We start from the raw sequence: 19,254 nt of genomic DNA, 5'->3' as shown, positions 1-19,254 counted from the left end.
CGGCTCGCTCGCAAGCGTCTTCGTTTTCGTTTGAACCATTCATGCAGTCGAGCCGCGCCGGCTCGACAAGGAGGACCCGATGTCCACGATATCCGACCCGGTGAGCGCGCCGCCTGCGCGCGCGGTCCAGCCCGGCTACCGCACGCTGTGGCGCTGGCATTTTTACGCAGGCCTCTTCGTCATGCCCTTGTTGCTCGTGCTCGCCATCACGGGCACGATCTACTGCTTCCAGCCGCAGATCGAGCCGCTGCTCTACCCGCACCGGCTGGTGGTCGCGCCGGCGGCGACGCCGCGGCTGCCCGTGGATGCGCTGCTGGCCCGCGCGCGAACCGCGCTGCCTGCGGATGCGCGTGCGCTGCGTGCGCACGTCGAGTCGAACCCCGCGCGCAGCGCCGAATTCGTTTTCGCGCTGCCCGGCGGGCGTAAAGAAAGCGTCTACGTGAATCCTTATGACGGCAACGTGCTCGGCACGCTCGACGTCGATCGCCGTTTCATGCAGGTCGATCGCATGCTGCATCGCAAGCTCCTGCTCGGCAAGCCCGGCGAGTTGCTCGTGGAGCTGGCCGCCTGCTGGACGCTCGTGATGATCGCCACCGGCATAGCGCTCTGGTGGCCGCGCGCGGGTGCTTCGTGGCGCGCCGCGCTGCTGCCGCGCTTCGGCGCAAGTGGGCGGCCATTCTGGAAGAGCGTGCACGCGAGCATCGGCATCTGGCTCGCCGTGGGCGCGCTTGCGTTCGTCCTGAGCGGCCTGCCGTGGACCGGCTCGTGGGGCAAGCAGTTCAAGGCGCTCGCCACGCGTGCGAGCCTCGGCGCGCCGCGCGCCGCGTGGGGCGGCGGCCTCGCGCTGAAGTCGGTCTTGCCGGGTGCGCCTGCCGCAGCTAGCGGCAGCGCGGCGCCTCCTCCCGCAAGCCACGCCGGCCGGCAGGAGCACGGTGGAGAGCACGCGGGCCACGACATGGCGTCGATGCCGGGCATGGTGATGGACGACATGCCGCTGCCGCTCGTGCCGTGGGCGGTCGGCGCGCTTCCCGTGCCGCGCTCGCCCGACGGGTCTGCCGCAGCGAGCGCACCGCGCCACTGGACGCTCGCTCAAGTGGTCGCCCAGATGCGTGATCTCGGCGTGCTCGACGGCTACGACATCGTGCTGCCCGCCACGCCCGATGGCGTCTACACGGTCTCGAACTTTCCGCCCGATCCGAAAGCGGAGCGCACGGTGTATATCGATCGGTACAGCGGCGCCGTGCTCAGGGACATACGCTATGAGGATTACGGCGCAGTCTCGCAGGCCATTTCGTATGGCACGTCGCTGCACATGGGCCGGTATTTCGGCCTGGCGAACCAGTTGATCTGCGCGGCGATCTCGCTGGGCCTTGGCGCACTCGCGGTGACCGGCTTCGCGATGTGGTGGCTGCGCCGGCCCACACGCGCGAAGGGTGCGTCCGGCACGCTCGCTGCGCCGCCACGCGAGCGCGCCGCGCCGCCGCTGCGCGCCTGGAAAACCGCTCTCGTGCTGCTCGGCATCGTGTTTCCGCTGATGGGCGCGACGCTCGTGGCGGTCTGGCTGTTCGACCGCGCGGCGTTCCGGCGCGCGTAGCGGCTGCCATCTCGCGTCGACGGCGCTGCGGTAATCTGCGGACACAATTGCGTCTGAACCCGGCTGCGCCAAACGGTTTCAAACGTAGATATGCGGAGATCATCGTGTTGCGGCTAATTTCGGCACTTGGCGCGGCCGCGGTGCTCGCGGGCTGCGCTGTCGCGCCTTATCCGGGTTACCCCGGCTACTACGGCTATGACTACGGCTACCCCTACAATTCGGGCTATCCGTACCCCTACGGTTACGACTACTACCCCGGCTATTTCGGCGGCGGCTACGGCGGCATAGCCATCTGGGGCGGTGGCGGCGGATGCTGCTATCACCACGGCTGGCACGGCGGCGGTGGGCATGGGGGCGGATGGCACGGCGGCGGCGGTGGCCACGGCGGTGGCTGGCACGGCGGCGGTGGCGGCACGTGGCAAGGCGGCGGCGGTGGCATGGGGTCCGGCGGCGGCCACGGCCATTGACAATTCACAGCGCGCTCACAGCGAGACCGGTCGCTTCAACCGGTCCCTGTGCACCGCTGTAGCGCCTACACGCGCCCGTTCACGGGAATCAGCGCGCCCGTAACCGCCTGCGCGTCCGCGCCTAGCAAAAACGCGATCACCGTCGCAATCTCTCGCGGCTGCACCCAGCGCGTGAAATCGGCGTCCGGCATGTCGGCGCGGTTTTGCGGCGTGTCGATGATGCTCGGCAGAATCGCGTTCACCGTCACGCCCTTGTCCTTCAGCTCTTCCGCGAGCGCTTCCGTCAAACGCGCGACGCCCGCCTTCGATGCCGAATACGCGCCCATGCCGAGCCCCGCCTTGAGCCCCGCGCCCGCGCCGATGTTGATCACCCGCCCCGCGCCGCTCTTCACGAGATGCGGTAGCGCGGCCTTCGAGGCATTGAGCGCCGTCTTCACGTTCAGGTCGAACATCAAATCCCAGGTGCGCGCGTCGCCGTCGCCGATGGTTTCCCACCGGAACGCGCCCGCCACGTTGACGAGCGCGTCGAGCCCGCCCAGTTTCTCTTGCAACGTGCCAAACGCAGCCTGGGCCGCCTGGGCGTCGACGAGGTCGACGCCGCCCATGCACAGCGCACCCGCGAGCGCGGCGGGCAGCGCGGCCGCTTCGGGAGCCGCGCCCCGGCCGATCAGCGCCACACGAGCGCCGCGTTCGGCCAGCAGTTGCGCCGTCGCCAAACCGAGGCTGCCGAAACCGCCCGTTACCGCGACCACCTTGCCGTTCAAACCGTTTTCCATGCTCTTTTCCCTTCGCTAGCTTGCGTTCGATGCGGCCCGCGCGATCGATGCGGGCCCCGCTGGCGCCACGTTACGCGAGGCGCGGCCTTCCATCAACCTGCGCTCTATCATCCATGTCGGGCGTCCGCACGTACCGTGGCAAGCGTGCGCTGCTTGCGCAGATTCTCCGTGGTTTCGCCACCGCCGTCCGCGCGCCAGCCCGGCGGCAGGAACACATAGCGCACGGCGGTCCAGATGTTCTTCGCGGTGACGACATCGCGTGCGAGCGTCGCCCAGTGCTCCAGTTCGACGACGAACGGATTGCGCGAGCGCACGGGCGTGACGAGCCCGTAACGGCACGGCTCTTCGGCGCGTTCCTGCACGTAGGTGCCGAACAGTCGGTCGAAAACGATCAGGACTCCGCCATAGTTCGCATCGAGGTAATCGACGTTCGAAGCATGGTGCACGCGATGATTCGACGGCGTGTTGAAAACGTACTCGAGCCAGCCGAGCTTCGGAATCCACGTGTTGTGCAGCCAGAACTGATAGAGCAGGTTCAGCGAAAGGATGGCGAGCACGACTTCGGGACGCACGCCTAGCCAGACGAGTGGCGCGAAGAACATGGCCGGGCCGGTGAGCTTGCCGGTCCACCCGAGCCGGTAGGCAGACGAAAGCGTCAACTGGTTCGGCGAATGGTGCACGGCGTGCGTGGCCCAGAAGAAGCGGATACGGTGCGACGCGCGGTGATACCAGTAATAGCAGAATTCCTGACCGATGAAGACCATCAGCACGAGCGCAATGGTGTCGATATTCAGCGTGAAGAGGCGGTGCTCCCAGGCGAAATCGAAGATAGGCGTGGCGAGCGAAAGCGGCAGGAGCGCGAAGAGTTTGCGGCCCGCGAGGTCGGCGAGCGACAGCCAAACTTCAGACCAATCGAAAGGGGCCTCTCCCTTTGTTTCGCGGCGCTTGCTGAAGGTGAGCACGCATGCCTCGATCAGCGAGACGGCAACGACGAACAACGTGACATAAAGCGCGAGTTTTCCGGTGGTGAGCATGATGGATCGTGTGCAATAGGCGCGTCTTGCGCGGTGAAGAAAGACGCGTGTTGCCCGCAGAAGTCTCGGCGTCGCGTCGGATGAAGGGCACTGTAGAGGCGCGCAAAGGGAAAAACCACGCGCAAAGTATGTCGGGATATGTCACGCGCCCAGCGCGCGAAACACGCAACTACGCGCGCCGCGCCGCGTGTGCGGGCAGCTAGCGGCAGAAGGCTCGCGACGTGTAACACCGCGACATGGTTTACGACGGGACTTGATCAGGACACAGCCCTATAGTTCGTTCCGCTGACACGCCACAGCGTGCCCCCCGAAACGAACCGCAAGGACCTCTGATGAAAACGCTCCCCCTCGTTGTCGCCGCGCTCATCGGCTTCGCCAGCGCCCCCGCCTTCGCCGGCTGGTCCGGCCACGGCACGGCCTACACGCCGCACGGTACGTACAACGGCGCGCACTACGGTTCTTGCAGCGGCGGCACCTGTTCGCATGCGGGCGGCGTGGCCGGTCCCTGGGGCGGCGTCGCCACCAACAGCGGCTCGGTCACCCGCACGGCGCCTGGCCAGTTCAGCAACAGCGGCACGGCTTACGGTCCGAACGGCCGCTCGGTCCAGCATTCTGGCGACACGAACTGCGCCAACGGCACCTGCTCGCACACCGGCTCGCTCGACGGCTCGGATGGCCGCAGCGCGAGCACCTCGGGCAGCGTGACGCGCACGGCGCCGGGCCAATACTCGTCCAATGGCACCGTCACGACGGGCAACGGCAACACCTACGGGCACTCGGCGTCCACGTCCTGCGCGGGCAGCACGTGCTATCGCTCGGGCACCGTCAACGGCTCGCAGGGCGGCAGCGTCTACCACTCAGGCAGCGCCACGGGCGTCGGCACAGGCGTCGTGACGACGGGCGGCGGCACGACCGTAATCCACGGTGGCACGGTCACTACCGGCAGCACGACGGTCGTACACGGAAGCACGGTCGCGACGACTGGCACGACGGTCGCCGTCGTGGCCGCCCCGGCCCCCGTACCTGCACCGGTCGTCGTCACGCCGCCGCCGCCCAGCACCACGGTGTATGTCGCCCCGCCGCCGCCCGCCCCGAAGACGGTGGTCGTCGCGCCGGCACCCGCACTGCAGACGGTCTATGTCGCGCCTGCCGCACCGAAGACCGTCTACGTCGCACCGAAAGTCGTCTACGTGGCCCCGCCCGCACCCAAGGTCGTGTACGTAGGCCAGCCGCTGCCGCGCGCCGTGTACATCGCGCCGCGCCCCGCCGTGTGGGTTCCCGGCCACTGGGTCGGCCGCGTGTGGGTGCCCGCCCACTGGGCCTGAACTATCACTCGCGGCTTAGCTATCGCTTGAGGCGAAGCCGCACGTTTCATTCGCTTTATCAACCGGCCGGCAAGCTACGTCGGCCACCTCACGGAGAACACCATGAAGAAGATGATCGCTGCCCTCGTTTTGTGTATCGTTTCAGCAGCGGTTTGGGTGCCGGCATCGGCTCAGGCCTTGCCAGGCAGTTCAGGCAGCGCGCGCGTCGAACGCATGATGGCGCAGGTGCAGGAACGCTTCGCCGCCGCGAACACGACGCACGACGGCAAGCTCACGCGCGAACAGGCGCAGGCGGGCATGCCGCGGGTCGCACAGCACTTCGACGAAATCGACACGCAAAAGGCCGGCTTCGTCACCCTCGCGCAGATCGAGGACTTCATGCGAGCGCGCGCAGCAGCCCAATGAACGCCGGAGGCGTCACATGGAGCAGGCAAACAGGATCATCGTGCTCGACGACGAAGCCGAACTGCGCAACATGCTGCAGCGCTTTCTCACGAGCCAGGGTTTCGAGGTGCGCGCCGTCGCCGACGGCAAGCGCCTCGACCGCCTGCTCCAGCGCGAGCCCTACGACCTGCTCGTGCTCGATCTCATGATGGAGCCCGAAGACGGCCTGACGGTCTGCCGCCGCCTGCGCACCGAAGGCCAGACGTTACCGATCCTCATGCTCACTGCGAAGGGCGACGCCGCCGACAAGGTGGTCGGCCTCGAAACCGGCGCCGACGACTACCTCGCCAAGCCTTTTCTTCCCGATGAACTGGTCGCGCGCATTCGCGCGCTGCTGCGCCGCCAGAAGATGGCCTCGGGCGAACCCACGGTCACCTCGCAAATGCTGCGCTTCGGCGACTTTCAGTTCGACGTTGGCAAACAAACGCTTTACCGCGACGGCACGCCCGTCGAGGTCCACTCGGCGCAGATGCTGCTGCTCCACGCGCTCGGCTCGTCGCCGAACCGCGCGGTGAGCCGCGAGAACCTGCTCGCCCGTGCGCGCGGGCGCGACCACAACGCGCTCGACCGCAGCGTGGACGTGCAGATCCTGCGCCTGCGCCAGATCGTCGAGGACGATCCCGCCAAGCCGCGCTTCATCAAGACCGTCTGGGGCATCGGCTACATGCTGGTGGCCGGCGTCGAATCGTAATGCGCTTGCGCCTGCCGCGCTCGCTGCTCTCGCGCAACATCGCGTTGCTGGTGGCGCTCGTCGCGCTCTCGCAGATCTGCTCGATCGCCGTGCTGCTGCACTTCGTGCAGCGCCCGCGCATCGAGCGCGCGTCGATCATCTTCGCCGATTACGTGAAGCTGCTCGACACTACGCTCGCGTCCATGCCGCCCAGCGAAGGGCGCGCCGCGGCTGCGCGCCTCGAGACGCGCAACACGGCGCCACCGGAAGCGCCCGGCGAGATGCATCCGAGCCTCGTCGACTTTTTCCGTACCTGGCAGCGCGACGTGTTCGTCGAAGCGCTGCAACGCCATCTGCCTTCCGACCTGCTGGTGCGCTGGGACGCGAGCCACGACGCGGCCGAACCCGCAGCCGATGGCGAAGCTGCGCAGGAGCGCCTATGGATCCGCCTGCACGCGGCGGGCGAGCCGGTATGGGTGGCGCTTCCGATGACGGCAGACGCACGCGCGAGCGGCATCACCACGGCGTTGATCCTCTCCGCCGCGCTCGCGCTGCTCGCGGCGCTCACCGGCTACCTGTTGCAGTGCCACATCAACCAGCCTTTGCGCAAACTTGCGCGCGCGGCGCGGCGCGTGAGCGGCGGCGAAACGCCGCCGCCGCTGCCCACCGACGGCCCGACCGAAATCGCGCAAGTCAGCCTCGCCTTCAACCAGATGACCGAGGCGCTGAAACAGGCCGAAGCGACGCGCGCGCTGATGCTCGCCGGCGTGTCGCACGATATCCGCACGCCGCTCACGAAACTGCGCCTCGCGATCGCGATGGCCCTGCCGCGCGGCAGGAACGACGCGCTCGTGGCCTCGTCGGAAAGCTATCTGGACCAGATCGACACGATCCTCCAGCAGTTCATGGACTACGCGGGCAGCGGCGAGCGTGAAGCGCCGCAACCGGGCGACCTCAACGCGCTAGCAGGCCAGCTCGTTGCCGACTTCGCCGGGCTCGGCCATGAGTTCGATTTCGACGAAGGTGAGTTGCCCGTGTTCGCGTTCCGTCCGATCGCCGTTATGCGTCTGCTGATGAATCTCATGCAGAACGCCGTGAACTATGGGCGCACAGGTCTGACGATTCGCACCTGGCGCGACGGCGACACCGCCTGCGTGATCGTCGCCGACCGCGGCAACGGCATCCGCGCCGAGGAACTGGAGCGCCTCAAGTCGCCCTTCAGCCGCGGCGCGAACGCCCGCACGCATTCGGGCGGCTCGGGCCTCGGGCTCGCCATCGTCGAGCGGATCGCGCGGCTGCACGGCGGCTCGCTCACGTTCCGCGACCGTGAGGGCGGCGGCCTCGAAGCCATCGTGCGCCTGCCGCTGAACCGTCCCTCATCGGGCCAGAACGACGCGCCGCAAGCCGCGCGCGCATGACATGACTCGACATAATTCACGCGTGGATTTCGCACGCCCTTCCCCCCATACTTGCGCCTGAGCCTGAGCAACGGAACGAAGCAAACCGAAGCTCAGACGCCGAAGCACCACAGTCGATAGTTCGCCATCCTGATTAATTAGCGAGTATCGGCAGACACGAGACACTCTTTCAGGCAAAGGACATCGACATGCAAACGATCATCAACTTCCTCGTCAACAAGGCCAAGCGCATCGCCGGCACCACGTTTCTCGCCGGCGCGCTCTTCGCGAGCGGCTGCGCATCGGCAGCGCCGGTCGTGCAAACGAACGGACCGCTCCCGCAGTTGCACGCCGACGTCGTCTACGTCTACACGTTCGACGCCGCCGCCGATCAGGTGAAGCTCGACAGCACCGGCATGCTGCACAAGCTCAAGACGATGGCGAGCGGCGAATCGTCGGCGCAGCAGCAACAGCAAGCCGCGCTGCAAACGCGCGAGCATCTCGCCGATCAACTCGTCAGCGAACTTCAGAAGATGGGTCTGCCCGCCGTGCGCATGGATGGCCCCGCACCCGCCGGCCGCAACGCGCTGATCGTGGAAGGCCGCATCGACACGATGGATTCGGGCAGCAGCCGCCGCCGCATGCTGATCGGTCTCGGCGCCGGCAAGAGCGAAGTGGGCGCGACGATCGCGGTGCTGTTCCAGCCGGCCAACGGCGGCGAGCCGCAACCGCTCCTGAGCTTTGAAACGAAAGCGGATAGCGGCCATATGCCCGGCATGGCCGAAACGGCGGGCGTGGGCGCGGCGGCTGGCCATGTCGCGACGGCGGCGGTAGTGGGCGGCGGTCTGCACGGCGCATCGGAGGCGAAGCGCGACACGCTCTCGTCGGATGCCGGCAAGCTGGCCCGCTCGATCGCGAAGGAAGTCACGCAGATCAGCACGCAGAACGGCTGGATGGCAACGACGACGAAGAGCTAATACGGGGGGAAGCGCGCAGCGCAGCGCGTTTTCGGCGGCGGTTCGATACCGCCGCCGTTTTTTGTTTACTGCGCCTGCGCCTCGCACTGCGCCAGCGGCTCACGGTAATGCGCGAACTTCGACGTATGCCCGATACCCGGATTGAAGCAGTTGCACGGATCGAGCGTTTCGTAAAACGACTTCAGCGCGGGCTTCGCATCGTAGAGATGGCCCACGTTGTGCTCAGCAGGATATTCGGCGCCGCGCGCGTCGAGCAGCTTCCACATCTCGTGTTCCAGCGCGAGGCAATCGGTGCCCTTGCGTACGATGTAGTCCTGATGGAACACATGGCAAAAGAAGTGCCCGTAATAGAGCTTGATCGCGATGGGCTTTTCCACCGCCTCGGGCAGTTGCTCGAACCAGTCGCGATCGTTGCGCCGAAGCGCGATATCGAGCGCGACGATGTCCTCCACTTCGTCGCCATGCACCGCGCGATAGCGCACCGCCGCGCCCGCTGCCGCGAACCGATGCAGAAATGCCTTGCTGCCCTCTTCGTCAGTGCATTCGAAAAAGTCGCCGCTCGACACGCCGAAAAACGTGGTCAGATAGGCGCGCGTTTCGTCCACCATATCGGCGGATACCTTGAGCATCAAATGATGTTCGTAGCGCTGCCGGTAGTCCTTGAGCCGCGCGGGCAGATGGCTGGGAAAACACTGGCTCACGGCCTGCGCCACGCGGTCGGTGAAATGCGCGGGAAAGAACGGCAGCCGCTCGAAAAACGCATCGCAGCGGCTCTTGAAGGCGAACAGCGCGGGCAGTCGCCGCGTGCCGAGATGCTGGATCAAGAGGAACATGTCCTTGCCGTAGCGCTCGGCAATATCGAAAGCATCTCGATGCAGGTATTCGCCCGCTATAGGGAGCTTCGAAAACTTGCCGAGCATATCGCGGCGCAGGTCGGTCAGTTCCGCCGTCTCGTTCGTGCCGATGTAGAACACCTTCGCGCACCGCTCAATGGGAAACGTGTCGAGCCGCACCGCGAACACCATCACCTTGCCCGCCGAACCCGCTGCTTCGTGCAAGCGCAGCGGGTCGGCGTTGTAGCGTGCAGGCGTGTCCGCTTCGATGTCTCGCACATGGTCCGCGTAGCCGTGGTCGGAAGCCGCGCCCGCGTCATGGAGGATATCGGCTTCAGGCAGTTCGCCGCGATCGAGGCGTCCGAGCACGTCTTCCGGCGTCTCGCCAAGACGAATGCCAAGATGATTCACGAGCGCAAGACTTCCTGCCGCATCGACCTGCGCGAACACGGTCATTTCCGTATAGGCCGGGCCGCGCCGCACGAGCGAGCCGCCCGAGTTGTTGCACACGCCACCGACAACCGAGGCGCCCAGGCATGAGGAGCCAATGACCGAATGCGGCTCTCGCCCGAGCGGCTTGAGCATCTGCTCCAGCTGATCGAGCGTCGAGCCCGGCAGGCAGACCACCTGCTTGCCGCCGTCGATCACGTAGACCTTGCGCATGCGCGTCATGCTCACGATCACGACCTCGCGGTCGTAGTCGTCGCCGTCGGGCGTGGAGCCGCCCGTGAGGCCGGTATTCGATGCCTGCGAGATGACGATCGCGTTCGCGGCCACGCAAGCCTGCAGCACCCGCCATTGCTCGACGAGCGTACCGGGCCGCACGACCGCTGCCACCTTGCCCTCGCCGAAGCGAAAGCCCTTGCGATAACGCCGCGTGGCTTCGTCACCGGTCAGCACGTGCTGGCGGCCGACGACGGCTCGCAACGACGCGACAAGCGGCTCGCGCCCGGCGCTCCGGTTCGTGGTGGACATGCGGACGGCTCCTGCGGAAAACAATGATCGCGCAAGGATAAAACCCGCGATCCATTGCGTCCAATATCGCAACCACGCGCGATCAAGACGAAAAAGATATCGATCGCCTTCCTGGCCACGCAGAATCACCCGCGCGGCGCGTGCTTCGACGCATCCCGGACGATGCGCACGAAGTTCTGCACCGTCGGCGCCTTTTCGCGCGGACGATGCACGAGCGCGATGGTCGTGTGCAGCGTACCGCCCTTGAGATCGTGGTACGTCACGCCCTTGGCCTGGATCTGGCGCATGGAGGAAGGAATGAGCGTGACGCCGAAGCCCGCCGCCGCCATGTTGACCGTCGAGGAAATCTGCGGCGACTCCATGCTGATCGCAGGATTGAAACCCGCCGCGTGGCACGCGCTGATGATCGAGTCGTAGAGATCGGGGCCGATCGGGCGTGGAAACAGGATTAGCGGGTCGCCAGCCAGTTCGCCGAGATCGAGGCTGCGGCGGCGCGCGAGGCGATGGCGCGGCGGCAGCACGGCGAGCACGTCCTCTTCGACTAGCGCCTGCGTGGCGAGGCCGCGGCAATCGAGCGGCAGGCGCACGAAAGCGGCATCCACTTTCGCTTCGCTCACGCGTTCCAGCAGCACCGAGCTATTGCTCTCCTCGCACCCGATCACGACGCCGGGATGCGCGCTGCGAAAGCGTTGCAGCACGGTTGCGACGAGCGGATGAAACACCGTGGAACCGGCGAAGCCGAGCACGAGCCTGCCGGTCTCGCCGCGCCCCGCGTTTTGCGCTTCCGCGAGCGCAAGATCCGCGTCGTCGAGGATACGTTGCGCGCGCTCGCGAAACAGCCGCCCGGCCTCGGTCAGTTCCACGCGGCGCGAGTGGCGAATGAACAGGCGCGTGCCGATTTCCTTTTCGAGCTTGAGGATCTGCTGGCTGAGCGGCGGCTGCGCAATGCCGAGAAAAGCCGCCGCCTCGCTAAAATGCAGATACTCCGCGACGGCGAGAAAGTAGCGTAGTTGCCGGAATTCCATATTTTTTTCGTCTTGATGCAACCGGTGGATTGTGAACCTGCCACCGGTAGGCATCAAGACGGCGCGGCAAAACGCTCAGCCCAACCCCATGCGCGTCTCGTCGACGAACTTCTCCGTGGCGTCGTCGATCTTGCGGCCCTTGCGGCCGGTGGGGCCATGAATGTAGACGGTTTTCATATCGACCTGCGGTGCGCCGTTCATGCCGGGCGGCGGCGTCATCTCGTAGTGGACTTCGCGAGCGTGATCGGCCAACTGCAGGCGCGGATCGAATACCGAGTTGAAGCGCCACAGCATGCGCACGAAATTGGTCTGGCCGCGCAGCAGCAGGTGCGCGGCCTGCCCCGCCGCTCCGCGCAGCGCGGTCCAGCCCATGTGCTTGCGATTGAGCACCTGCTGCGTTTTCACGAGTTCCGCGTAGAACTCGGGCAGCGGGAGCTTGGTCGGCACGACGGCGTGCTGGATGTCGTAGAGCCGATAATCGAGGCTCATGAGGCGGCGCGCCTCGCGCTGCCAGTTCTCCGTGCCCGGATACGGCGTATTCACGCTGATATTGACGATCTCGGGAATCTCCAGGCACCACTGGCGGATCGTCTCGAAGCGTTCGCGGTCCCACTCCGGATCGGCAATCAGGTTGATCGCGACGGTAATGCCCAGCGAACGCGCGAATTCGAGCGCCTCGAAGTTGCGGTCGAGGCTGATCCGTTTGCGAAACGCCTTGAGCCCCTCCTCGTCGATCGCCTCCAGACCGAGGAACATGTACTTCAGGCCAATGGACTCCCACAGGCGAAACACGTCCTTGTTGCGCAGAAGCACGTCGCCACGCGTTTCCAGGTAGTAGTGCTTGTCGATGCCACGCCGCTTGATCGCCTCGCCGATCGCCATGCCGTGTTCGGCATGCACGAACGCCACGTCGTCGACGATGAACACGCCCGGCTCGCGCAGCGCCGCCAGTTCGTCCACGACGACTTCGGGGCTGCGCGTGCGGTAGCTGCGTCCATAGAACGTCCACGCGCTGCAGAACGTGCAGTCCCACGGGCAGCCACGTGCAAATTCGATGGAGGCGCACGGATCGAGCGTACCGATGAAGTACTTGCGGCGATGGCGCAGCAAGTCGCGCGCGGGCCTCACAGGATCGAGATTTTCGACGAAACGTGGCGCCGGCCCCGACCCGTGGCTCGTCAATACGCCCGGGACGGCGAGCAGATCCGTGCCGCGCGTCACCGCTTCGAGAAGTTCGTTGACCGAAGCTTCTCCCTCGCCGCGCAGCACGCAGTCGATCGCGCCTTCGGCATGGCGCAGCAGATCATGCGCCGTGAACGACACGCTGTGCCCGCCCACGAACACGAAGCACGAGGGCAGCGCGGCCTTCACGGCCTTCGAAAGGTCGATGATCTCGGGAATGTTGGCCAGATAGTTGCCCGAAAAGCAGAGCGCGTCGGGCCGCCAGTTGCGCACCATGCGCATGAGGTCGCGGTGTGTCTCGACCTGCAGATCGAGAAGCCGCACGTCGTGGCCCGCGTCGCGCGCCGTGCCGGCCACGGATTCGAGCCCCAACGGCTCGAGCCGCAGGAACACGCGCGTGTACATCAGTCCGCTCGGGTGGACAGCAAGCAATTTCATGAAGCCTCCTCCTTGCGAAGGGCCGCTGGTTCGCGAGAGTCTACGCGCGTTCGCGGATCGCTGCCGCCGCGGCGTGTCCCTTGCGGGACACAACGTTCAGAAACTGCCGAATAGCGAACCCAGCACGATTACCACGGCGAGCGCGATGAGCGCGCCGACGATGCTCACCACCACGAGGTCGCGGTAGCTTTCGCGATGCGTCGAGCCGCACACGGCCAGCAGCGTGACCACGGCGCCGTTGTGCGGCAGGCTGTCGAGCGTGCCCGACGACATCACGGCCACGCGGTGCAGCAACGCGGGATCGATGCCGTGCTGGGCTGCAAGCTGCATGTAGGTGCCGCCGAGTGCGTCGAGTGCGATGGTCAAGCCGCCCGAGGCGGAGCCCGTGAGCCCGGCGAGCAGGTTCGTGGCCACGGCGAGCGAAACGAGCGGGCCGCCGCCGATACCGAGCACCCAGTCGCGCACGGCTTCGAACGCGGGCAATGCGGCGATCACGGCGCCATAGCCCACGAGGCTGCCCACGCTCAGCACCGGCAACACCGACGCGTTGGCGCCCGCATCGACGCTTTCGCGCAGTGCGCTGAGCCGCCCGCGATTCAACGCTACCAGCACGATAATGCCGAGCGCGAGCGCGACAGAGACGCCCCACACGCCCGCCACCGCGGAAAGCGTGGTAGAACCCCAGCGCGGTTCGGCCAGATACGAGGCGTCGATGCGCGGGAACACCACAACGTTCATCACGAAGTTCATCGCCACGACGACCACGAGCGGCGCGAGCGCGGCAAAGGGCGACGGCGGCCCGGCATGGTCCGATGGCGCTGCGGTTTGGCCGATTTCGGCGGGGTCGAAGGCTTGTGCGAGGCTCGCACGCTCGCGCACGAGCGAGGACTTGCCGCGCTCTTCGTCGTCGGCGCCGCCGTTGTCAGGCTCGACGAAACCCTCGCCGTTGCGCCGCGCCGCCGCAGCCGCCCGCCCGAGCCACCAGAGGCCGAAGCCCGCCATCACGAGGCTCGCGATCACGCCGAGACCCGGCGCCGCGAACGGCGTCGTGCCGAAAAACGGCATCGGAATGGCGTTTTGCAGCGCGGGGGTGCCGGGCAGCGCCGACATCGTGAAGGTCGCCGTGCCAAGCATGATCGCAGCGGGCATCAGGCGGCGCGGAATATCGGCCGAGCGAAAGAGCGCCTGCGCCATGGGCGCGAGCACGAAGAACGCAACGAAGAGGCTCACGCCGCCGTAGGTGACGAGCGCGCCGCCCAGCACCACGGCCACGAGCGCGTGGCGCGTGCCGAGCTTGTCGATCATGAGACGCGCCACGGCGTCCACCGAGCCGCTGTCTTCCATCAGCTTGCCGAACAGCGAGCCGAGCAAAAAGAGCGGAAAGAACTGAGCGAGAAAGCGGCCCGTGCTCGACATGAAGGTTTGCGTCCAGTGCGCGAGCACCGGTTCGCCGGAAATGAGCGCGGCCAGCATGGCGCACAGCGGCGCGAGCAGCAACACGCTCCAGCCGCGATACGCGAGCCAGATCAGGAGCGCAAGGCTCGCGAGCATGCCTCCCAGGCCGATCACCAGCGTGCCCGCGCTCATTTCAGCACTCCTTCGAGCAGCGCTTCGAAATCGAACGTCGACGCCTCGCCAAGCTGCGCGCCGTGCTGCGCCAGGAATTCATCGGCGGCGCGGCGGCCTTCGTCGCGCAGCATCGTGATAAACGACCATTCGGCGTTGAGCTTCGACGACGAGCCGAGCGTGACGAGTTTCTCGCTATGCACGCGATGCAGGCGCATATCCGCCCAGCGGCGGCCCTCCTCGCTGCCCGCGTCGGCGACTTTGTGCAGCAGCGCCATCATGCGCAGCTCCTTGATCAGCGGCGAGTTGAACGCGATCTCGTTCACGCGGTTGATGATGTCGCGCGCCGAGCGCGGCGTGCCTGCGCGCTCCACAGGGTTCACCTGCACGAGGATCGTGTCGATCGAATCGGTCTCGCGTATCAGCGGCGACATGGTGGGATTGCCCGCGTAACCGCCGTCCCAGTAGGCCTCGTCGTCGATCTCGATGGCCTGGAAGAGCGTGGGCAGGCAGGCCGAGGCGAGCAGCGCGTCGGGCGTGACGTCGGCATTGCGGAACACGCGCGCCTGACCGTTCGAAACCCGCGTGGCCGTGACGAAGAGCTTGATGCGCGAGCGGCGCAATGCCTCGAAGTCGATGGTGTCGGCGAGGATCGTGCGCAATGGGTTCACGCGCCCCGGATTCAGGTCGTACGGGGAGACGACGCGCGCCATCATGTCGAGCGCGACGAACATGGGTGAGTGATCGAGCGTCCAGCGGCCGAGCAGGATGTCGACGGGGCCGCGCCGGAACGGGCTGAAACGCGCGGCGTCGGACACGCGGCGCCAGAAGCGCTCGAGCGCCTCGCGTGCGCCGGCCGCGCCGCCCAGCGCATGGCCGCTCGCGAGCACGGCGGCGTTCATCGCGCCCGCCGAGGTGCCCGAAATGCCTTCGATCTGCAACCACGGCTCCTCGAGCAGGCGGTCCAGCACGCCCCATGTGTATGCGCCATGGGAGCCGCCGCCTTGCAGTGCGAGATCGACGAGCAAGGGTTCGGTGCGGGTCGTGCGGGTTGACGTCTCGGCTTCGGCGGGCATTGCGGCTCCGTTCCAGATCGACCACCGGCGAGATTACAGGAAAAGCGTAAATGGCCGCACGAGAATGACGCAGTGCGCAATGTGCGTCGCCCGCGTTTCGATCGTACTTCCACCGGCGCAAACCGGGCCGGTCGCAACGGCGCGTCGCGGGGGCGTTTGGTAGACTGGATCTCCCCGCCACGCCTTCCCGCTTTCCCGCCTTGCCGTGTCGAATGTCCATCCGCTTCGAGGGCCGCTTTCGCTAACGGGCCCGCTTCCCGCGCTGCTCGCTGAAATCCGCGCTTGCCATGTCTGCGCCGACGCGCTGCCGCTCGGGCCGCGTCCGGTGGTCCAGGCGAGCGATACCGCGAGCCTGCTGATCGTCGGCCAGGCGCCGGGAGCGAAGGTCCATGCCTCCGGCGTGCCCTGGGACGACGCGAGCGGCAAACGGCTGCGCGCGTGGCTCGGCATCGACAGCGAAACGTTCTACGACGCCGCCCAGGTCGCGCTCGTGCCGATGGGCTTTTGCTACCCCGGCCGCGGCAGCGGCGGCGATAACCCGCCGCGCCCCGAATGCGCCCCGCTGTGGCACGCGCGGCTCGTCAAGCAGTTGCGCGGGGTGCGCCTTACGCTGCTCGTCGGCCAGTATGCCCAGCGCTATTTTCTGGGCGGCGAGCGCCACGGTTCGCTCACCGAAACGGTGGCGGCCTGGCGCGACTACGCACCCAATTTCGTGCCACTGCCGCATCCGTCGCCACGCAACCAGGCCTGGTTCAAGCGACACCCGTGGTTCGAACGCGATGTCCTTCCAGCGCTGCAGGAGCGCGTGCGAGCGTTGCTGGCACCCGAGGGCCGCCGCGCGCAATCCGCCAAAAAGGAGCCGACGATGACGAAACCGGCAATCGATATCCAGCGTATCTACGAACCGCTGCCCGAGCACGGGCATCACTGCTATCTGGTGGACCGGCTGTGGCCGCGCGGCCTGAGCAAGGAAAAGCTTGCGAACGTAGAATGGGTAAAGGAAGTGGCGCCGAGCACCGAACTGCGTCAATGGTTCCACAAGGACCCGGCGCAGTGGGAAGAATTCAGGAAGCGCTATCTGGCCGAACTGAACGGCAATCCCGACGCCTGGCAGCCGCTCGCCGAAGCCGCCGGGAAGGGGCACATCACCCTGCTCTATGGCTCGCACGACACGCAGCGCAATCACGCGATCGTGTTGCGCGACTATCTGGCGAAGCATGCGAAGCAGAAATGATCGGGCGGCGCGCGCTGGCCGCCCGCTCTACGCTCAGCACGCTCAGAAGAGATACATCCCCGCGACGAACACCACGCCCGAGAAGAGCAACGTGGTCACGCAGTAGCCCATGATGTCGCGCACGCCAAGGCCTGCGATCGCGAGCGCGGGCAGCGCCCAGAACGGCTGCGCCATGTTGGTCCACGCCTCGCCGTAGGCAATCGCCATCGCCGACTTGCCGAGGTCCGCGCCGAGCGCCTGCGCCGCCGGCATCACGAACGGCCCCTGCACGACCCAGTGGCCGCCGCCCGAAGGCACCGCGAAGTTGATTACCGCCGAGCTGAGAAACACGAGCAGCGGAAACGTGTGCACGTTCGCGATATCGACGAACCACTTCGTGATGACGCCCGCGAGACCCGAGTGGTCCATGAGCGCCTGAATGCCCGCGTAGAACGGAAACTGGATCATGATGCCCGAGGCGCCCCTCGCCGCGCCGGCCACGGCGCGCGCGTAGGCCATCGGCGTTTTGTGCAGCACGAGGCCCGCCGCGAGGAACACGAGATTCACAGTGTCGATGTCGAGCGCGAAGCCCTTCGTGTGAAAGCGGATGCCAAGGAACACGAAGCACAGCGCCGCCACCAGCAGCGAGAGCGCGCGGCTTTCCTCGATGCGCTCGGCAAAGGTCGCATCCGGGCCGAGCTTGCGCTCGACGCTCGGCGGATCTTCGAGCAGCGCGGGATCGACCGAAACGACGTCTTCGGGCTTCGGCATCATGAGACGCACGAGAATCGGCAGCAGCACGATCAGGCCAAGCGTGATGAACGCGTTATAGCCCGTGAAGATGGTCTGCGAGACCGGGATCAGGCCTACAGCCTTTTCCATCGGGTTGCCCTTCGTGGCCGCCACGAGCGGCACCGAGCCCGACAGGCCGCCGTGCCACGTGAGGAAGCCCATGTACGCGGCGGCGACGAGCAGCCGGTAGTCCGCGCCGCGCACGCGCCGCGCCACTTCGCGCGAGAACATCGCGCCGAGCACGAGGCCGAAGCCCCAGTTGATTGCGCAGGCAATCGCGCCCACGAATGCCACCAGCATCACGCCCTGGCCCGGCGTGCGCGCACAACTCGCCAGCGCGACGAGCATGCGCTTGACGGGACCGGAGCTGGCGAGCGCGTGGCCGGTCACGAGAATCAGGACCATCTGCATCGCGAACGCGAGCAGGTTCCAGAAGCCCGAACCCCACATCATGACGAGCGCTTCGGGCGGTTGCGGCGTGAGCGCGAACGCCAGCACGAAGGTCACAACGGTGAGGAGAATGGCGAAGATGAGCGGGTCCGGCAAGATCCGATGCACCACGCCGGTAAAGAAATGGGAAATACGCTGAATCACTTTGGTCTGCTCCTCGTCTGCTGATACGGAATCGGCCGCTTGTTTTCTTCTTTGCGAACCGAGGCCGCGATTTTTGCACAGCGCGGCACAATGCGTGCGCCCCGCCGGCACTGCGCTCAACGCTGCGCATGCCCTGCGATTGTGCGCCTGCGCGAAATAAGCCGTTACATGCTCAAACGCGCCCTAAAAGTCTTATCTGCTACCGTTAACGTTGCTATCTCAATAAATGTCCGGGTGACGCCACCCAGCGGGAGGCAGCAATGCGCAAGCAGTTTCTCGGTGTCGTGTTCGCCGCGCTAGCCGGCATATTCGTGGCTTCGCCGCCCGCGCACGCCCAGTCGCAGGCATTCACGAATCAAACCGTCAATCTCTACGCAGGACCTGCAGCCGATTTTCCTATCGTCGCCCAGATACCGGGTGGCGTGGCCGTGACGGTATGGGGCTGCGTCGCCGGCTTCAGCTGGTGCGACATCGGTTTTCCGGGCCTGCGAGGCTGGGTCTACGGCACCTTCATCAGCTACCCGTGGCAAGGACAGCGCGTGCCGGTGATGAGCTATGGCCCGCGCATCGGTCTGCCGATCGTGACGTTCTCGCTCGGCGCGTATTGGGGCCTTCACTATCGCGACCGGCCGTGGTTCTCCAACCAGTCGCGCTGGGCGCGGCATCCCGGGCCGCGGCCCGTGCCGCCGCCGCCCGTGCGGCCGCGTCCGCCTGTCGGTCGACCACCTGGCGGCGCGCGGCCGCCGAACCAGGGCGGCGGGAATCGTCCGCCGAATAACGCGGGGCCGGGAAACCGGCCGCCCAACAACAACGCGGGACAGGGAAACCGGCCACCCGGCGCTGGGTCCGGCAATAACATTGCGCGGGCCCCTGGGC

The 19,254-nt window shown here is 66.6% G+C and carries 17 protein-coding genes and 1 pseudogene; 10 read left to right on the top strand and 8 right to left on the bottom strand.

Annotation, left to right across the window (positions count from 1 at the left end; all coding sequences use genetic code 11):
* Positions 1-79 precede the first annotated feature (79 nt).
* Positions 80-1,594, top strand: a complete 1,515-nt coding sequence (locus VSR72_RS38805; RefSeq protein ID WP_342957497.1) for a PepSY domain-containing protein — start codon at positions 80-82, stop codon at positions 1,592-1,594.
* Between the two features lie 104 nt (positions 1,595-1,698).
* Positions 1,699-2,061 (top strand): hypothetical protein, encoded by a 363-nt coding sequence (locus VSR72_RS38800; RefSeq protein ID WP_342957496.1) that lies wholly within the window; start codon positions 1,699-1,701, stop codon positions 2,059-2,061.
* Between the two features lie 65 nt (positions 2,062-2,126).
* Here the strand turns inward: VSR72_RS38800 and VSR72_RS38795 are convergent, their stop codons facing one another.
* Together VSR72_RS38795 and VSR72_RS38790 are read right to left on the bottom strand one after the other, a co-directional pair.
* On the bottom strand, positions 2,127-2,837 hold the full coding sequence (locus tag VSR72_RS38795; RefSeq protein ID WP_342957495.1) for an SDR family NAD(P)-dependent oxidoreductase: 711 nt from the start codon (positions 2,835-2,837) through the stop codon (positions 2,127-2,129).
* 107 nt (positions 2,838-2,944) lie between these two features.
* Positions 2,945-3,871, bottom strand: a complete 927-nt coding sequence (locus VSR72_RS38790; protein WP_342957494.1) for a sterol desaturase family protein — start codon at positions 3,869-3,871, stop codon at positions 2,945-2,947.
* 332 nt (positions 3,872-4,203) lie between these two features.
* Between VSR72_RS38790 and VSR72_RS38785 the strand changes: the two genes are divergently transcribed.
* The 5 genes from VSR72_RS38785 to VSR72_RS38765 all read left to right on the top strand — a co-directional run bounded on the left by VSR72_RS38785 (position 4,204) and on the right by VSR72_RS38765 (position 8,684).
* Positions 4,204-5,196: a hypothetical protein gene (locus tag VSR72_RS38785; protein WP_342957493.1), complete on the top strand. Its 993-nt coding sequence runs from the start codon at positions 4,204-4,206 to the stop codon at positions 5,194-5,196.
* A 102-nt stretch (positions 5,197-5,298) separates the two neighbouring features.
* Positions 5,299-5,601, top strand: coding sequence for an EF-hand domain-containing protein (locus VSR72_RS38780; protein WP_342957492.1), 303 nt, complete (start codon positions 5,299-5,301; stop codon positions 5,599-5,601).
* Between the two features lie 16 nt (positions 5,602-5,617).
* Positions 5,618-6,331: a response regulator gene (locus VSR72_RS38775; RefSeq protein ID WP_342957491.1), complete on the top strand. Its 714-nt coding sequence runs from the start codon at positions 5,618-5,620 to the stop codon at positions 6,329-6,331.
* Positions 6,331-7,728, top strand: a complete 1,398-nt coding sequence (locus tag VSR72_RS38770) for an ATP-binding protein (protein WP_342957490.1) — start codon at positions 6,331-6,333, stop codon at positions 7,726-7,728. The genes VSR72_RS38775 and VSR72_RS38770 overlap by 1 nt, the downstream gene beginning before the upstream one ends.
* Before the next feature lie 188 nt (positions 7,729-7,916).
* On the top strand, positions 7,917-8,684 hold the full coding sequence (locus VSR72_RS38765; RefSeq protein WP_342957489.1) for a DUF4410 domain-containing protein: 768 nt from the start codon (positions 7,917-7,919) through the stop codon (positions 8,682-8,684).
* A gap of 65 nt (positions 8,685-8,749) precedes the next feature.
* On the opposite strand, the gene dld is transcribed toward VSR72_RS38765, so the two are convergent.
* The 5 genes from dld to VSR72_RS38740 form a co-directional block, all read right to left on the bottom strand.
* The gene (gene dld / locus VSR72_RS38760) at positions 8,750-10,492 is read right to left on the bottom strand and encodes a D-lactate dehydrogenase (protein ID WP_342957488.1); all 1,743 of its coding nucleotides are present in this window, start codon (positions 10,490-10,492) and stop codon (positions 8,750-8,752) included.
* A 125-nt stretch (positions 10,493-10,617) separates the two neighbouring features.
* A complete protein-coding gene (locus tag VSR72_RS38755) occupies positions 10,618-11,517 on the bottom strand; it encodes a LysR family transcriptional regulator (RefSeq protein WP_342957487.1) in 900 nt (299 codons plus the stop codon).
* Positions 11,518-11,592: 75 nt separating this feature from the next.
* Positions 11,593-13,137: a hopanoid C-3 methylase HpnR gene (hpnR, locus tag VSR72_RS38750; RefSeq protein WP_342957486.1), complete on the bottom strand. Its 1,545-nt coding sequence runs from the start codon at positions 13,135-13,137 to the stop codon at positions 11,593-11,595.
* 96 nt (positions 13,138-13,233) lie between these two features.
* Positions 13,234-14,724 (bottom strand): GntP family permease, encoded by a 1,491-nt coding sequence (locus tag VSR72_RS38745; RefSeq protein ID WP_342957485.1) that lies wholly within the window; start codon positions 14,722-14,724, stop codon positions 13,234-13,236.
* Entirely contained in the window at positions 14,721-15,779 is a 1,059-nt protein-coding gene (locus VSR72_RS38740) for a patatin-like phospholipase family protein (RefSeq protein WP_342957484.1), read from the bottom strand. Before VSR72_RS38740 ends, VSR72_RS38745 begins: the two co-directional genes overlap by 4 nt.
* A 205-nt stretch (positions 15,780-15,984) precedes the next feature.
* Between VSR72_RS38740 and VSR72_RS38735 the strand changes: the two are divergent.
* Both VSR72_RS38735 and VSR72_RS38730 read left to right on the top strand, forming a co-directional pair.
* Positions 15,985-16,602: pseudogene (locus VSR72_RS38735) on the top strand (uracil-DNA glycosylase family protein); the annotation flags it as partial.
* A gap of 42 nt (positions 16,603-16,644) precedes the next feature.
* Positions 16,645-17,013 (top strand): DUF488 family protein, encoded by a 369-nt coding sequence (locus VSR72_RS38730; protein WP_342957542.1) that lies wholly within the window; start codon positions 16,645-16,647, stop codon positions 17,011-17,013.
* 42 nt (positions 17,014-17,055) lie between these two features.
* Here the strand turns inward: VSR72_RS38730 and VSR72_RS38725 are convergent, their stop codons facing one another.
* Positions 17,056-18,378 (bottom strand): TIGR00366 family protein, encoded by a 1,323-nt coding sequence (locus VSR72_RS38725; RefSeq protein WP_321916345.1) that lies wholly within the window; start codon positions 18,376-18,378, stop codon positions 17,056-17,058.
* A gap of 260 nt (positions 18,379-18,638) precedes the next feature.
* On the opposite strand from VSR72_RS38725, the gene VSR72_RS38720 reads away from it, so the two are divergent.
* Positions 18,639-19,254: SH3 domain-containing protein (locus VSR72_RS38720; RefSeq protein WP_342957483.1), on the top strand; the 616-nt coding region annotated here is incomplete at its 3' end.

Source organism: Paraburkholderia sp. JHI869, from assembly GCF_038900775.1.
Lineage (GTDB): Bacteria > Pseudomonadota > Gammaproteobacteria > Burkholderiales > Burkholderiaceae > Paraburkholderia.
The sequence above is the reverse complement of the archived record's forward strand: the minus strand, read 5'-3'. Positions and strand labels throughout refer to the sequence as shown.

Excerpts from the sequence above, each read along its gene's own strand:
- VSR72_RS38790 (WP_342957494.1), bottom strand. The coding sequence starts at position 3,871 with ATGCTCACCACCGGAAAACTCGCGCTTTATGTCACGTTGTTCGTCGTT.
- VSR72_RS38795 (WP_342957495.1), bottom strand. The coding sequence starts at position 2,837 with ATGGAAAACGGTTTGAACGGCAAGGTGGTCGCGGTAACGGGCGGTTTC.
- VSR72_RS38745 (WP_342957485.1), bottom strand. The coding sequence starts at position 14,724 with ATGAGCGCGGGCACGCTGGTGATCGGCCTGGGAGGCATGCTCGCGAGC.
- dld (WP_342957488.1), bottom strand. The coding sequence starts at position 10,492 with ATGTCCACCACGAACCGGAGCGCCGGGCGCGAGCCGCTTGTCGCGTCG.
- VSR72_RS38765 (WP_342957489.1), top strand. The coding sequence starts at position 7,917 with ATGCAAACGATCATCAACTTCCTCGTCAACAAGGCCAAGCGCATCGCC.
- hpnR (WP_342957486.1), bottom strand. The coding sequence starts at position 13,137 with ATGAAATTGCTTGCTGTCCACCCGAGCGGACTGATGTACACGCGCGTG.
- VSR72_RS38755 (WP_342957487.1), bottom strand. The coding sequence starts at position 11,517 with ATGGAATTCCGGCAACTACGCTACTTTCTCGCCGTCGCGGAGTATCTG.
- VSR72_RS38780 (WP_342957492.1), top strand. The coding sequence starts at position 5,299 with ATGAAGAAGATGATCGCTGCCCTCGTTTTGTGTATCGTTTCAGCAGCG.
- VSR72_RS38740 (WP_342957484.1), bottom strand. The coding sequence starts at position 15,779 with ATGCCCGCCGAAGCCGAGACGTCAACCCGCACGACCCGCACCGAACCC.
- VSR72_RS38775 (WP_342957491.1), top strand. The coding sequence starts at position 5,618 with ATGGAGCAGGCAAACAGGATCATCGTGCTCGACGACGAAGCCGAACTG.
- VSR72_RS38730 (WP_342957542.1), top strand. The coding sequence starts at position 16,645 with ATGACGAAACCGGCAATCGATATCCAGCGTATCTACGAACCGCTGCCC.
- VSR72_RS38785 (WP_342957493.1), top strand. The coding sequence starts at position 4,204 with ATGAAAACGCTCCCCCTCGTTGTCGCCGCGCTCATCGGCTTCGCCAGC.
- VSR72_RS38805 (WP_342957497.1), top strand. The coding sequence starts at position 80 with ATGTCCACGATATCCGACCCGGTGAGCGCGCCGCCTGCGCGCGCGGTC.
- VSR72_RS38770 (WP_342957490.1), top strand. The coding sequence starts at position 6,331 with ATGCGCTTGCGCCTGCCGCGCTCGCTGCTCTCGCGCAACATCGCGTTG.